This is a genomic window from Rhizobium sp. Root1203, assembly GCF_001424945.1.
In the GTDB taxonomy this organism is placed as follows: Bacteria; Pseudomonadota; Alphaproteobacteria; order Rhizobiales; family Rhizobiaceae; genus Rhizobium.
Genome location: NZ_LMCW01000002.1, coordinates 36282 through 48757 on the forward strand (window position 1 = coordinate 36282; position 12476 = coordinate 48757).

The following is a 12476-nucleotide window of genomic DNA, read 5'->3' on the forward strand; positions in this document are numbered from 1 at the left end:
CTTGGAAAGCCGGGCTGATGCGCCCGGCGCAATCAGGCGGCTTTGTCCTTCGACAGACCTACTCGTAGGTCGCTCGCCTGATAGATAACCTCGCCGTCGGCCTTCAGCCAGCCGTCAGCCGTGCCGAGCACGAGGCGACCGCGCATGACGCGCTTGAAATCGATCCCGTACTCAAGAAGCTTTGTCGTCGGGCGGATCATGCCCTTGAACTTAACTTCTCCTGTCGAAAGCGCCATGCCGCGCCCCTGTTCGCCCAGCCAACCGAGGAAGAAGCCGGTCAACTGCCACATGCCATCGAGGCCGAGGCAGCCGGGCATGATGGGATTGCCCGCGAAGTGGCAGGGAAAATACCAGTCGTCGGGCTTCACGTCATACTCAGCGCGAATATAGCCCTTGTCGAAGCTGCCGCCCGTTTCCGAGATGTCTGTAATGCGGTGCACCATCAACATCGGCGGAAGGGGCAGCTGCGCATTGCCCGGGCCGAACAGTTCGCCGCGGCCGCAGGCAAGGATTTCCTCGTAGTTGAAGCTGGATTGTTTCGTCGCCATGAAAACTCTAATTCCCCCCGCAACTATGCCGATGGATGTGAACGTTTAGTCCAAGTTCAGCAGAAAATGAAGCACAAGCATGGTTGAGCCCCACCCACCGACGAAGACCGCCTGTGCGCCTTATTTGGTGGTCGAATACAGGAAGGCCAAGGCCGCGACCAGAGTTAATTACGTCAAAACCCCGATTTCGCGGCCTTTTCGCACCTGTTGTCCCCATTGAAACTATTGAAAGGCTTTTGCGCAAAAGTTATATGGCTAAGGAAACCTGATTGCGTGATGCTAGATTAACTGGAGTTTGTCGGATGGCGGCTGAAGCCCCGCTTACCATAGAAGCAAGGCTGCGTGGCGCCGGCCTGCGGCCGACGCGTCAGCGGGTCGCGCTGGGCGACCTGCTGTTTGCCAAGGGTGATCGGCATCTGACCGTCGAGGAATTGCATGAGGAGGCCGTGGAAGCGGGCGTGCCCGTGTCGCTGGCGACCGTTTACAATACGCTGCACCAATTCACCGAAGCAGGCATGATCCGCGTTCTTGCCGTCGAGAGCGCCAGGACATATTTCGATACCAACGTCTCCGACCACCACCATTTTTTTGTCGAGGGCGAGAATGACGTGCTCGATATTCCGGTCAGCAATCTGACCATCGGCAACCTGCCCGAGCCTCCCGAGGGCCTGGAAATCGCACATGTCGACGTAATTATCCGGCTGCGCCCGAAGCTGCGCTGATTTTACATCACGTCGTCGGGATGACGGCCGGGCTTGGCCTTGTAGGTCGGAAACGTCCAGCCGAAATACAATGCCCCGCCGCGCACGGCAAATGCAGCAATCACGCCCACGGCCGAGGCGGAATACAGCGGCAGATCGAGCGCGTTTGCGGCCGTGAAGATGCCGGCGCCGACCAGCGCCGCGGTGATATAGATCTCGGGCCGCAGCAGCACCGACGGCTCGTTGGCAAGCAAGTCGCGCAGGATGCCGCCGAACGTCGCCGTCAGCGTGCCGGTAACGATCGCGATCGTCGGCGAACCCGTTGCCGCAAACCCCTTGGCTGCCCCCATCACGCAGTATGCAGAGAGGCCGACGGCATCGAGCCAGATCAGCAGCCGGTAGCGTGACTCGACCAGATGCGCGGTGAAGAAGACGATGATGCCGACGGCGCAGCAGACGAGTACATAGGTGGGATTGAGAACCCAGAAAACCGGCACGCGGCCGAGAACGATGTCACGCACCGTGCCGCCGCCGGCGCCCGTGACGATCGCGAAAAACAGAAAGCCGATCAGATCGAGCTGCTTGCGGGACGCCGCCAGCGCCCCGGTTGCGGCAAAAAGCGCCACGCCGGCATAGTCCAGGTAGACGAAAGGCGACATCGATCCTCCAGAGCCGGCAGACTATCTTCGAAGAGTGAATCACGGTGGCAAGGGCGGCGCAAGCCGGGTCAGGCAACGTGCCTGACCAATCGCGTTCTTATCCGACCAAAAGAGAAACCCGTGAAAACGCTCCTGATCGCCCTGAACCTTGTCGCTTTCCTCGTGGTCCCCGTTGCGGCCTTTGCCCAGCAGTCGCTCATCTCCGACCCGGAGATCTACGAGAAGAAGCATTTTCAAGAGCAGTGCACCAAGGCGGAATTCTCCGACGGTTACATCATCCGCCAGGACATCAACAATGACGGGCTGATCGACGCGGTCGTCAACGAGGGTGAGCTCACCTGTGACGGCGAGAAGGGTCCGCAGTGCAACGATGACGGGTGCACCTTCAATTTCTATCTCCAGGTAGCCGAAGGCGGCTACTTCATGATCGCGACGGCGCAGATCTACGGCTACGATTTCGTTCAGCGCTTCGGCAACATGGTTCTTGCCATGAAAATGCATCCGCGCTTCTGCGACCGGCCGGATGCCGACAGGCAAAAGGAACCCTGCACCGTGACCGCGCGCGTGCGCGGCACGAAGTTTGTCACCATATCGCGAAAGTAGTCTCGCTCAGCCGGGATAGATCGCGGACGTACGACCGGCGAAATAGTAGCCGACGAGCCCGAACCATTCCCGCACGGCCGTCGCAAGGTTTTGCGAATTCAGTAGGGGCTGGGTGAAGTCGAGGCCGAGCCCCTCGCGTCCGTCCGTCCGGTAATCCGTCGGCCAGGGCACCACGTCGATCCCGAGCTTGCGGAAGATTCCGACGGAGCGCGGCATGTGATAGCCTGAAGTAATCAGCAGGCAGTTCGACAGACCCTGGCTCGCGAGAAGCTCCTTTGTGTTCACGGCGTTCTCGAAGGTCGTCCGCGACGTCGTCTCCTCCACTATGCGTTCTCTGGCAACGCCGAACAGGGGGAAGAAGCGTGCAGATGTCGCCGCATCGCCCTCGTAGATGCCCGACATCGAACCGTCGCCACCGGATATCAGGATGCGGGCCTGCGGATATTTCTGCGCCAGCCGCAGGGCCTCGACGAAGCGGTCGCCGCCTGCGTTGAACTCGATGCCGTGGCGGGCGGTATTGACCTCGTTTTCAAAGGCGCCGCCGAGCACGATCATACATTCAAGGCTTTGCGGATCCTGCGGCTTCGGAAAACGATCCTCAAGTCCCTGCAGCATGTAGTTGCCGACCGTCGTGTACAGCGTCACGAAGAGGATCAACACTGCCAGGATCGACGAAAGCAGGCTAATTCCTCGCCAGCGGATCAATCCGGAAAGCACCGCAAGCAGGACGAACAGGAAAGCCAGCGACAGGGGCTGACCGAAAACCCAGACAAGTTTCGAAAAGAGAAACAACAAAGAACTCCTTCAATCGTTTCCGCTTCTTCTAGCTGATTCGGTTGACCAACAATGCAACGATCATACGGCGCTCCGCACGCTTAGGTTCGACGCCTAATCGCAGGAAACGCGTGACGCTGCAGGAAACAGGTTGGGCCGCCTAGTCAAATCACAGGGAAATTAAAAGTTTGGTGGAGCTAAGCGGGATCGAACCGCTGACCTCTTGCATGCCATGCAAGCGCTCTCCCAGCTGAGCTATAGCCCCATCAAGGCGGTCCGGTTTTTCGCCGGTCCTGGGATGCTTCGCGAGGATGTTCGCCTCGCGGAGTGGCGGCTTATTACTTCCGGTTTTCGGAGATAGCAAGCCCAAAAAAATCGGCCCGGCGAATTTTCTCGTCCGGGCCGATACTTAATCGATCAGACTTCGTCTTCGTCGCCGGTCACGCCGATGATGTCGCTCATGTCGTCGTCATCGTCGTCTTCGTCAGCCTCGAGGAACGTATCGTCGTCGTCATCGCCTTCGATTTCGACATCGTCATCGCCGATATCGGGGATGTCGTCGCCGGATGCGCCTTCATCGGCGTCCTCGAGCGAAACCAGCTCGACTTCCGTGCTTTCGGTATCGACTTCCGCAACCTCTTCTTCGTCCTGAGCAGCCTCTGCGGCAGCAGCAGCCGAGGTTTCCTCGAAGTAGGAGAGGGGGTAGGATTTGCCTGTGTAAGGAGAAACGATCGGATCCCGGTTCAGGTCGTAGAATCTTTTGCCGGTTTCCGGATCGGTACGCTTGGTTCCAAGTTCCGCTTTCGCCACTGTAAGCCTCGTGAGAATGGCCGAATGCTAAATTCGGCAAGTGCCGTTTAAAACCGGCGTTCTATTCGGAATTTATAAGCCGGTCCCCATAATCGTTGCAGCCTTCCATGTCAAAGCTAAACTTCACGCTTGCCTCGTACGCGTGGAACAAGGACCGGATGACCGAGGCTGACGATTATGGTAGTGAGCTGGATATTGTTTGTTTGCAATGGAAAACCGGCGAGCGCCGGTGTTTTTGGACGAGTCGCCGCCGATGTATCAACCCCCACATTTCCGCGAGGACGATCTTGGCGTTCAGCACGCGCTCATCCGTGCCCATCCCCTAGGTCTGCTGATTACTGCCGGGCAGTCCGGGCTGGTTGCCAATTCGGTGCCGTTCCATCTGGATCCGGATGCCGGTGCCAAGGGGACGCTTCGGCTGCACGTCGCCAGGCCCAATGCCCAATGGCGCGATATCCAGGCTGGCGCCGAGGTACTGGCGGTCTTCCAGGGCGCCGACGCCTATGTGACGCCATCCTGGTACAAGACAAAGCAGGAAACCGGCAAAGTCGTGCCGACATGGAACTATGCGATCGTGCAGGCGAGGGGTGTGGGGCGCGTGATCGACGATGCCGATTGGCTGTTGGCGCAGATCGGGGCGCTCACGCGCCAGCAGGAGGGGGGGCGCCAGAAGCCCTGGGCCGTCGGCGATGCGCCTGATGATTTCATCCGCGCGCAGATGAAAGGCATCATCGGCATCGAAATCGAGATCGCCTCGATCGAAGGCAAGTGGAAAGTAAGCCAGAACCGGCCGGTTGCCGACCGCGAGGGCGTTGCAGCGGGTCTCGGCGAATCGTCGGATCAGGCTGACATGATTGAACTTGTCCGCCGCTACGGCGGATTGACGACGGAATGAGTACATTGATGAGCTCCAGCGGTTTCACCATCGCCATCGACGGCCCGGCGGCGGCCGGCAAGGGCACGTTGTCGCGCCTCGTTGCCGGCGCGTATGGTTTTCATCACCTGGACACCGGCCTGACCTATCGGGCGACTGCCAAGGCGCTGCTCGATGCGGGCCAGCCGCTGGACGATGAGGCTATTGCCGAAAAGATGGCGCGCGAGGTTGAACTCGGCGGCCTGGATCGCGATATCCTGTCCAAGCACGAGATCGGCGAAGCCGCGTCCAAGATTGCCGTGATGCCCGCCGTGCGGCGGGCGCTGGTCGAGGCCCAGCGGCGGTTTTCCGAAAAGCAGCCGGGCACGGTGCTCGACGGCCGCGATATCGGGACCGTTGTCTGCCCGGACGCACCGGTGAAGCTCTATGTGACGGCCTCGCCGCAGGTGCGTGCGAAGCGTCGCTACGACGAGATTGTCGCCAGGGGCGTTGACGCCGATTTCGACGCGATCTTCGACGATGTCAGGCGTCGCGACGAACGCGACATGGGACGGGCCGACAGCCCTTTGAAACCAGCGGAAGACGCGCACTTGCTAGATACGTCGGAAATGAGTATAGAGGCCGCGTTTCAAGCTGCGAAATCGATCATCGACGTCGCCTTGAGCCGATACGCATGAATTCGAGCGATATGCCCAAGCCTTGCCTGGGCCGCTTAGGAAGACAAGCCTGAAATTCCGTCCAAGCGCCGGATTGCCTTCGAAGAGAGGGCGGACTGGGTTCAGGCTCATTCAACACGAACCAACCGGCGCATACGTGTCCAGATTCGGATACGCAGGAGATTTCATGTCAGTAGCTACTCCCTCTCGCGAAGATTTCGCGGCCCTTCTCGAAGAGTCCTTTGCCAAGAACGATCTGGCCGAAGGCTACGTCACCAAGGGTATCGTCACGGCAATCGAGAAGGACTCTGCCGTTGTCGACGTCGGCCTGAAGGTCGAAGGTCGCATTCTACTCAAGGAATTCGGCGCCAAGGCCAAGGACGGCACGCTCAAGGTCGGCGACGAAGTCGAAGTTTACGTTGAGCGCATCGAAAACGCTCTCGGCGAAGCTGTTCTGTCGCGCGAGAAGGCTCGCCGCGAAGAAAGCTGGATCAAGCTCGAAGCCAAGTTCGAAGCTGGCGAGCGCGTTGAAGGCGTTATCTTCAACCAGGTCAAGGGCGGCTTCACGGTCGACCTCGATGGCGCGATTGCCTTCCTTCCGCGTTCGCAGGTCGACATCCGTCCAATCCGCGACGTTACCCCGCTGATGCACAACCCGCAGCCCTTCGAAATCCTCAAGATGGACAAGCGCCGCGGCAACATCGTTGTATCGCGTCGTACGGTTCTGGAAGAATCCCGTGCCGAGCAGCGTTCTGAGATCGTTCAGAATCTCGAAGAAGGCCAGGTTGTCGACGGCGTCGTCAAGAACATCACCGATTACGGTGCGTTCGTCGACCTCGGCGGCATCGACGGCCTGCTGCACGTCACCGACATGGCATGGCGCCGTGTGAACCATCCGTCGGAAATCCTGTCCATTGGCCAGCAGGTCAAGGTTCAGATCATCCGCATCAACCAGGAAACTCACCGAATCTCGCTCGGCATGAAGCAGCTCGAGTCGGATCCGTGGGATGGCATCCAGGCCAAGTATCCGGAAGGCAAGAAGATTTCCGGTACCGTCACGAACATCACCGACTACGGTGCGTTCGTCGAGCTGGAGCCGGGCATCGAAGGCCTGATCCACATCTCGGAAATGTCCTGGACCAAGAAGAACGTACACCCCGGCAAGATCCTGTCCACGAGCCAGGAAGTCGAAGTCGTCGTTCTCGAAGTCGATCCGTCCAAGCGTCGTATTTCGCTCGGCCTCAAGCAGACGCTGGAAAATCCGTGGGCGGCATTCGCTCGCAATCATCCGGCCGGCACTGAAGTCGAAGGCGAAGTCAAGAACAAGACCGAATTCGGCCTGTTCATCGGCCTCGACGGCGATGTTGACGGCATGGTGCACCTCTCCGACCTCGACTGGAACCGTCCGGGCGAACAGGTCATCGAAGAGTTCAACAAGGGTGACGTCGTCAAGGCTGTCGTTCTCGATGTGGACGTCGAAAAGGAACGCATCTCGCTCGGCATCAAGCAGCTCGGCAAGGATGCAGTCGGCGAAGCAGCAGCTTCCGGCGACCTGCGCAAGAATGCAGTCGTTTCCTGCGAAGTTCTCGCAGTCAACGACGGTGGCGTCGAAGTGAAGCTCGTCAACCACGAAGACATCACCTCGTTCATCCGCCGTGCAGACCTCGCGCGCGATCGCGACGATCAGCGTCCGGAACGCTTCTCCGTTGGCCAGGTTTTTGACGCTCGCGTCACCAACTTCTCCAAGAAGGACCGCAAGGTTATGCTGTCCATCAAGGCTCTGGAAATCGCAGAAGAGAAGGAAGCCGTCGCTCAGTTCGGTTCGTCCGACTCTGGCGCGTCGCTCGGCGACATTCTCGGCGCGGCTCTGAAGAACCGCGGCGGCGAATAATCGTCGGCCTCAAGGCTGAAGAATTGAAGAACCCGCCGGAGCGATCCGGCGGGTTCTTTGCTGTTTGAATGCGTTCGGTTGCGGCTTCTTGCTTATTCCCAGCCGACCATGCGTCGATAGAGGGTGTATGCCTCCTCCGCGACCGGCGGCATGGCAAAGCCCGGGGCGGGAAGCAGGGGCGTTTCGGAACGCGTGTCTGCGTTTTCCGAAGAGATGCTTGCCTCGCCTTGCGCCTGCACCTCTGGCTCGGCGTCCTCAGATGCGTCGGGTTGGCCGTCTGCCTCCTGTTGCTCCGATGGCGTGCCGCCGTCGTGGTCTTCGCGATGCATTTCACGCGAACCGCCGTCTTCCGCCTCGTCCTTGGCAAACTGATAGGGCTGTATCGCGTAGGGCACGCCCTCGACGATCTTCATCATGACAGGCGCGTAGGCAGCATCGATCGTATGTTGAAGTACCGGCGGCGGTTCCGCCTCCGGCGCAGCGTGGCGGTTCGCGGCCACGCTTGCTGAGGTCGGGCCGATCAGCGGTTCCGATGCAAGGAGCGATGGCTGCCGCCCGGGGTCGTTCATCCGAGGCGCCTGGTCGGGCGTCAGCCTTAGCTCCTCGGGGATGTCGCCGATCAGGGTCTCGTCGAGAATGACGTCGATTTCGACAGCGGGATCGACGTCGGCAGCCTCCAGCAGGATTTCGGCCTCCTGGTCCCGGATGATCGAGACAATCAGACCTGTCGCGTCGTCCGACAGGGATGCGGGAATACCCGCCCAGCTTTTCGGAATGATCGGGTCGCCCTTGGCAACGCGCGGCTCGGCGTCCGCGTTCATTGCGTTCCCCGCCGCAGGTTCAGCGGTCGCAACCGCGGTCTCGTCGTCCGGCGGCAGAAGCGGCTCCTCCGCTTTCTGCGCCTCGGTTGGAGCTCCCCGGCTTATAGTGGTCGCTGCCGGCGTCTTGTCCCCGGCAATCTCGCGACCGTCGGCGGCCATCTTGATCGGGACCTCCGACCGCTCGGCGCTCTCCGCATCGAGATAGGTTGCTACAACGGCGTTGGCCGTTCCGGCAGGTGCGTCGGCCGGATCTTCATGTGACGTTGCGGGCGGCGCGGCGCGCGCCGCTGTGGCGAGGGTGTCCCTGTGCAGGCTGATTTCCGGTCGCTGTTCCTGCCGCGATGGCGAAGCGTCGTTCTGTCCGTAGGAGCGAACAACCGCACGCGCCGCCAGGTCACGGTCCTTGTAGCGCACGGTCTCCAGGTAGGCGGCAATCCGAGCCGCCTCGGGTCCAGCAGGGTTTTTCAAGGCAGCGGCGAGCAGACGAAGCGGAACGCTGTGACCTTGCGCCGCAAGCTGGCGCTCGATGGTCTCGATCTTGGAGGCAGGCAGCTTCTGGATCGCGTCGGCAAGGCGAGAGGCAAAGGCGATCTCGGTTTCGTCATCGTCGCGGGGCTGGGACAGTGCGTCGCCCGCGGCGTTGATGACGTCGAGCAGCGCTTCGACCATGCGGGCACGAACGGCGAGCAGAAGAATATTCAGCTTGGCGGCAATCGCGGAGTTGAGGTCAGGACTTTCGATGTGATTGACCGGGGCGACGGCGGTCGCTCCCCGAACCACGCCATCGGTGCCGAGGGCGGTATTCTGTCCTTGAGACGAGAAACTTGAATTTGACGCTGCACGAACCGGAGTCAACATGGCATGCTCCTTCTTTCGTAAAGTGCGATGATGCAGGCGACAGGAAAGCCGCGCTCATCCGGCCCTTCGCATTCCCCGGCAGTTCGTTCTGCCTGCGTGGCGCTACATCGCGTCGTCGAATGCATAAAAATTAAGAAGCATCCTAGCGAAATTTGCTTAAAGAATCGCTAATGACCGGCGCGCGGAGCGCCGCGGCCGGTCTGGGGTGTCGAATGCCATTGGAATTAATCTCAGCTGTGCGCGAAGATGTCTGCTTCTTCCCAGCCGAGCAGGTCGAGTTTGGCACGGGTCGGCAGGAATTCGAAGCAGGCATTTGCGTGCTCGATACGGCCGTCCCGGACGAGGCGTTCGGTCAGTTTGTCGCGCAGGGCATGCAGGTAAAGGACGTCAGAAGCCGCGTATTCGAGCTGCGCCTGCGACAGCTTCGCCGCTGCCCAGTCGGACGACTGCTGCGCCTTGGAAACGTCGACGTCGAGCATTTCCTTGAGATTGTCCTTGAGGCCGTGACGGTCCGTATAGGTGCGGCAGAGGCGCGAGGCAATCTTCGTGCAGAAAACCGGCTGTGAGGTCACGCCGAAGGTGTGGAACAACACAGCAATGTCGAACCGGCCGTAGTGGAAGATCTTCTGACGCGAGGTGTCGGCCAGCATTGCGACGAGGTTCGGTGCTTCTTTCTGGCCCGCGGCAATGCGGATCACGTCGGCCGAGCCGTCGCCGGGCGAAAGCTGGACGACGCATAGGCGGTCGCGGCGCGGCACCAGGCCCAGCGTCTCGGTGTCGATTGCGATCGCTCCGGTGTAACGGGCGGCGTCAGTCGTGGAAATATCGCCTTCGTGGTAACGTATGGTGGCCGCCATCGGTCTCGTCTTTCTATCAGATGTTTGTCGTGGGGCTATAGCGCAAAGGCAGGCTGCGCGATACCGATTTCGGCCCAGAATGTTCGCCCGCAGTGGCGGACCGAGGGTCACGGCGTCAGAATGTCGGCGGCGTGTTGATCCAGATCAGGATCGTTTCGCCATCGTGCCGGTTGCGCCAGGAGTGGTAGCGGCGGCTTTCGAAGTACAGCGAATCCCCTGGCCCGAGATCGAAGAACTGGTCGGAATCGAGCACGAGTTCGAGGCGGCCCGAGAGTATGTGCATGAATTCCTCGCCGTCATGCCGGTAGGCACCTTCGCTGGCGGCACCGGGTGCAAGAACGAACCGATGGCAGTCCATCATGATGCGGCCCTCAGCCAGAAGCTGGACGGTCACCCCTGGGGTCGTTTCCGGCCATGTGCGCCACTCACCGGCGCGAACGACGGCCGACACGTCGTCCCGCTCTTCGCCCGATAGCCGGGATACGGTCGTGCCGTAGTATTCTGCAAGATCGTGCAGCGTCTTGAAGCTGACGCCCTGCGAGGTGCGTTCCAGCGTTGAAAGCGTGGAGGAAGTGATGTGCATGTCGCCGGCAACCTGATCCAGCGTCTTTCCCGCCGCGTGCCGCAGGCTGCGGAGCCGGCGCCCAATATCCGAAACGGCGCTTCCCTCGGGGCTGTCGGTGGGATCCTCGCTTTCGAGCGCCTCGCGTATTGCCGCGGGATTGAGCCCCCGCTCGACGCGATACCAGGAAATCCGCTGGAGCCTTGCTACGTCGTCCGCACTATATTGCCTGTGGCCGGTATCGGAGCGGCCAGGGACGACGAGGCCCTGGCTTTCCCAGAGGCGCAGGGTGGAGGGAGAAACACCTGCCAGCCTCGCGGCCTCGGCCACCTTGTAGCGCACGGGCGCGTCGTTGCTCATAAGCCAATGGTTCCTGATTTCGTTTTCCTTTGGGGCTGTCGGCAAGCCTCACCCATGTTCCGGAACATCGCTGAAAACCGCGGTGGTTTGAAGCGGAAAATGTCGCTTGCATTCTTGCAGGAAAAATGTAGGAATTTTTTACATCCCTTGCCGAAGTTATGCAAGATAATTAAAAATTCCCTTCGCTACAGGAGCGCACGATGACCGCGACCACCCTCACAGACCGGAAAAATGCTGCCATCTCGCGCGGCGTCGGCATGACCACGCAGATCTACGCAGATCGCGCGGAAAACTCCGAGATCTGGGACAAGGAAGGCCGTCGCTACATCGATTTTGCGGCTGGCATCGCCGTGCTCAACACCGGTCACCGCCATCCGCGTGTGATTGCAGCGGTCAAGGACCAGCTCGATCGTTTCACCCATACCTGCCATCAGGTCGTTCCGTACGAGAGCTACGTCCGCCTCGCCGAGCGCCTGAACGCGCTGACACCCGGCAAGTTCGAGAAGAAGACGATCTTCGTCACGACAGGTGCTGAGGCTGTTGAAAATGCCGTGAAGATTGCGCGCGCGGCGACCGGCCGGTCCGCCGTCATTGCTTTTGGCGGAGGCTTCCACGGCCGCACCTTCATGGGAATGGCGCTGACCGGAAAGGTCGTCCCTTACAAGGTCGGCTTCGGCGCCATGCCGGGCGATGTCTTTCACGTCCCGTTCCCGGTCGACCTCCACGGCGTCACCCCCGACCAGTCTATCGCGGCTTTGAAGAAGCTGTTTGCTGCAGATGTCGATCCGCAGCGGGTTGCAGCCATCATTATCGAGCCGGTCCAGGGCGAGGGTGGTTTTTATTCAGCGCCTGTCTCCTTCCTGAAGACACTGCGCGAACTCTGCGATCAGCACGGCATCCTGCTCATAGCCGACGAGGTCCAGACCGGCTTCGCACGCACAGGCAAGATGTTCGCCATGGATCACCATGAGGTGGCGCCCGATCTGATGACGATGGCCAAGAGCCTCGCCGGAGGCTTCCCGCTCGCAGCCGTCACCGGTCGTGCAGAGGTCATGGACGCACCGGGTCCGGGTGGCCTTGGCGGCACCTATGGTGGCAATCCTCTCGGCATCGCCGCCGCGCACGCCGTTCTCGACGTGATCAAGGACGAAGATCTCTGCGGGCGTGCAAACCAGCTTGGCGGCCGGCTCAAGCAGCGCCTGGAATCGTTGCGCGAAAAAGTGCCGGAAATTGTCGATATCCGTGGGCCGGGCTTCATGAACGCCGTCGAGTTCAACGACAAGACGACGAAGCTGCCAAGCGCCGAATTCGCCAACACGGTCCGCCTGATCGCGCTTGAAAAGGGGCTGATCCTCCTGACCTGCGGCATCCACGGCAATGTCATCCGTTTCCTCGCGCCGATCACCATTCAGGATGACGTCTTCGGCGAGGCGCTCGACATTCTCGAAGCCTCGATCCTGGAAGCAAGCGCCGCCAGGTGAGCCGTCCCGCCTATCAATGCC

At 60.5% G+C, this 12476-nt stretch carries 13 protein-coding genes and 1 tRNA gene; 6 read left to right on the forward strand and 8 right to left on the reverse strand.

The annotated features are described in order from the left end of the window. Window positions 1-32: 32 nt before the first annotated feature. The gene (gene fabA / locus ASC97_RS03765) at window positions 33-548 is read right to left on the reverse strand and encodes a 3-hydroxyacyl-[acyl-carrier-protein] dehydratase FabA (protein ID WP_057467044.1); all 516 of its coding nucleotides are present in this window, start codon (window positions 546-548) and stop codon (window positions 33-35) included. Window positions 549-850: 302 nt separating this feature from the next. Between fabA and irrA the strand changes: the two genes are divergently transcribed. Then, window positions 851-1270 carry an iron response transcriptional regulator IrrA gene (gene irrA, locus ASC97_RS03770; RefSeq protein WP_057467045.1) on the forward strand — a complete coding sequence of 140 codons (420 nt, stop codon included), beginning with the start codon at window positions 851-853 and terminating at the stop codon, window positions 1268-1270. 2 nt (window positions 1271-1272) lie between these two features. On the opposite strand, the gene ASC97_RS03775 is transcribed toward irrA, so the two are convergent. Next, a complete protein-coding gene (locus ASC97_RS03775) occupies window positions 1273-1908 on the reverse strand; it encodes a trimeric intracellular cation channel family protein (RefSeq protein ID WP_057467046.1) in 636 nt (211 codons plus the stop codon). A 120-nt stretch (window positions 1909-2028) separates the two neighbouring features. On the opposite strand from ASC97_RS03775, the gene ASC97_RS03780 reads away from it, so the two are divergent. Further along, entirely contained in the window at window positions 2029-2511 is a 483-nt protein-coding gene (locus tag ASC97_RS03780) for a hypothetical protein (RefSeq protein WP_057467047.1), read from the forward strand. Between the two features lie 6 nt (window positions 2512-2517). On the opposite strand, the gene ASC97_RS03785 is transcribed toward ASC97_RS03780, so the two are convergent. The 3 genes from ASC97_RS03785 to ASC97_RS03795 all read right to left on the reverse strand — a co-directional run bounded on the left by ASC97_RS03785 (window position 2518) and on the right by ASC97_RS03795 (window position 4095). Further along, window positions 2518-3303 (reverse strand): YdcF family protein, encoded by a 786-nt coding sequence (locus tag ASC97_RS03785; RefSeq protein WP_057467048.1) that lies wholly within the window; start codon window positions 3301-3303, stop codon window positions 2518-2520. A 171-nt stretch (window positions 3304-3474) separates the two neighbouring features. Continuing rightward, a tRNA-Ala gene (locus ASC97_RS03790) sits at window positions 3475-3550 on the reverse strand. Between the two features lie 152 nt (window positions 3551-3702). Next, window positions 3703-4095 (reverse strand): TIGR02300 family protein, encoded by a 393-nt coding sequence (locus tag ASC97_RS03795; RefSeq protein ID WP_057467049.1) that lies wholly within the window; start codon window positions 4093-4095, stop codon window positions 3703-3705. A gap of 253 nt (window positions 4096-4348) precedes the next feature. Here ASC97_RS03795 and ASC97_RS03800 point away from each other — a divergent pair, with 253 nt between their 5' ends. From ASC97_RS03800 to rpsA, 3 genes are all read left to right on the forward strand, one after another. Next, entirely contained in the window at window positions 4349-4990 is a 642-nt protein-coding gene (locus ASC97_RS03800) for an FMN-binding negative transcriptional regulator (protein WP_057467151.1), read from the forward strand. An 8-nt stretch (window positions 4991-4998) separates the two neighbouring features. Further along, window positions 4999-5646: a (d)CMP kinase gene (gene cmk, locus ASC97_RS03805; protein WP_057467050.1), complete on the forward strand. Its 648-nt coding sequence runs from the start codon at window positions 4999-5001 to the stop codon at window positions 5644-5646. Window positions 5647-5812: 166 nt separating this feature from the next. Next, window positions 5813-7516 carry a 30S ribosomal protein S1 gene (gene rpsA / locus ASC97_RS03810; RefSeq protein WP_037062884.1) on the forward strand — a complete coding sequence of 568 codons (1704 nt, stop codon included), beginning with the start codon at window positions 5813-5815 and terminating at the stop codon, window positions 7514-7516. Between the two features lie 92 nt (window positions 7517-7608). Here rpsA and ASC97_RS03815 read toward each other — a convergent pair whose 3' ends face one another. The 3 genes from ASC97_RS03815 to ASC97_RS03825 all read right to left on the reverse strand — a co-directional run bounded on the left by ASC97_RS03815 (window position 7609) and on the right by ASC97_RS03825 (window position 10974). Next, window positions 7609-9195: a hypothetical protein gene (locus tag ASC97_RS03815; protein ID WP_057467051.1), complete on the reverse strand. Its 1587-nt coding sequence runs from the start codon at window positions 9193-9195 to the stop codon at window positions 7609-7611. A gap of 230 nt (window positions 9196-9425) precedes the next feature. Next, window positions 9426-10052, reverse strand: a complete 627-nt coding sequence (locus ASC97_RS03820) for a ribonuclease D (protein ID WP_057467052.1) — start codon at window positions 10050-10052, stop codon at window positions 9426-9428. Between the two features lie 115 nt (window positions 10053-10167). Further along, entirely contained in the window at window positions 10168-10974 is an 807-nt protein-coding gene (locus ASC97_RS03825) for a MerR family transcriptional regulator (protein ID WP_057467053.1), read from the reverse strand. A 200-nt stretch (window positions 10975-11174) separates the two neighbouring features. On the opposite strand from ASC97_RS03825, the gene ASC97_RS03830 reads away from it, so the two are divergent. Next, complete coding sequence (locus ASC97_RS03830) at window positions 11175-12455, forward strand: 4-aminobutyrate--2-oxoglutarate transaminase (RefSeq protein WP_057467054.1); 1281 nt, start codon at window positions 11175-11177, stop codon at window positions 12453-12455. Window positions 12456-12476 lie beyond the last annotated feature (21 nt).

Coding starts and splice junctions, on each gene's coding strand:
- ASC97_RS03825 (WP_057467053.1), bottom strand. CDS start 10,974: ATGAGCAACGACGCGCCCGTGCGCTACAAGGTGGCCGAGGCCGCGAGG.
- ASC97_RS03800 (WP_057467151.1), top strand. CDS start 4,349: ATGTATCAACCCCCACATTTCCGCGAGGACGATCTTGGCGTTCAGCAC.
- irrA (WP_057467045.1), top strand. CDS start 851: ATGGCGGCTGAAGCCCCGCTTACCATAGAAGCAAGGCTGCGTGGCGCC.
- ASC97_RS03830 (WP_057467054.1), top strand. CDS start 11,175: ATGACCGCGACCACCCTCACAGACCGGAAAAATGCTGCCATCTCGCGC.
- ASC97_RS03775 (WP_057467046.1), bottom strand. CDS start 1,908: ATGTCGCCTTTCGTCTACCTGGACTATGCCGGCGTGGCGCTTTTTGCC.
- cmk (WP_057467050.1), top strand. CDS start 4,999: ATGAGCTCCAGCGGTTTCACCATCGCCATCGACGGCCCGGCGGCGGCC.
- rpsA (WP_037062884.1), top strand. CDS start 5,813: ATGTCAGTAGCTACTCCCTCTCGCGAAGATTTCGCGGCCCTTCTCGAA.
- fabA (WP_057467044.1), bottom strand. CDS start 548: ATGGCGACGAAACAATCCAGCTTCAACTACGAGGAAATCCTTGCCTGC.
- ASC97_RS03820 (WP_057467052.1), bottom strand. CDS start 10,052: ATGGCGGCCACCATACGTTACCACGAAGGCGATATTTCCACGACTGAC.
- ASC97_RS03815 (WP_057467051.1), bottom strand. CDS start 9,195: ATGTTGACTCCGGTTCGTGCAGCGTCAAATTCAAGTTTCTCGTCTCAA.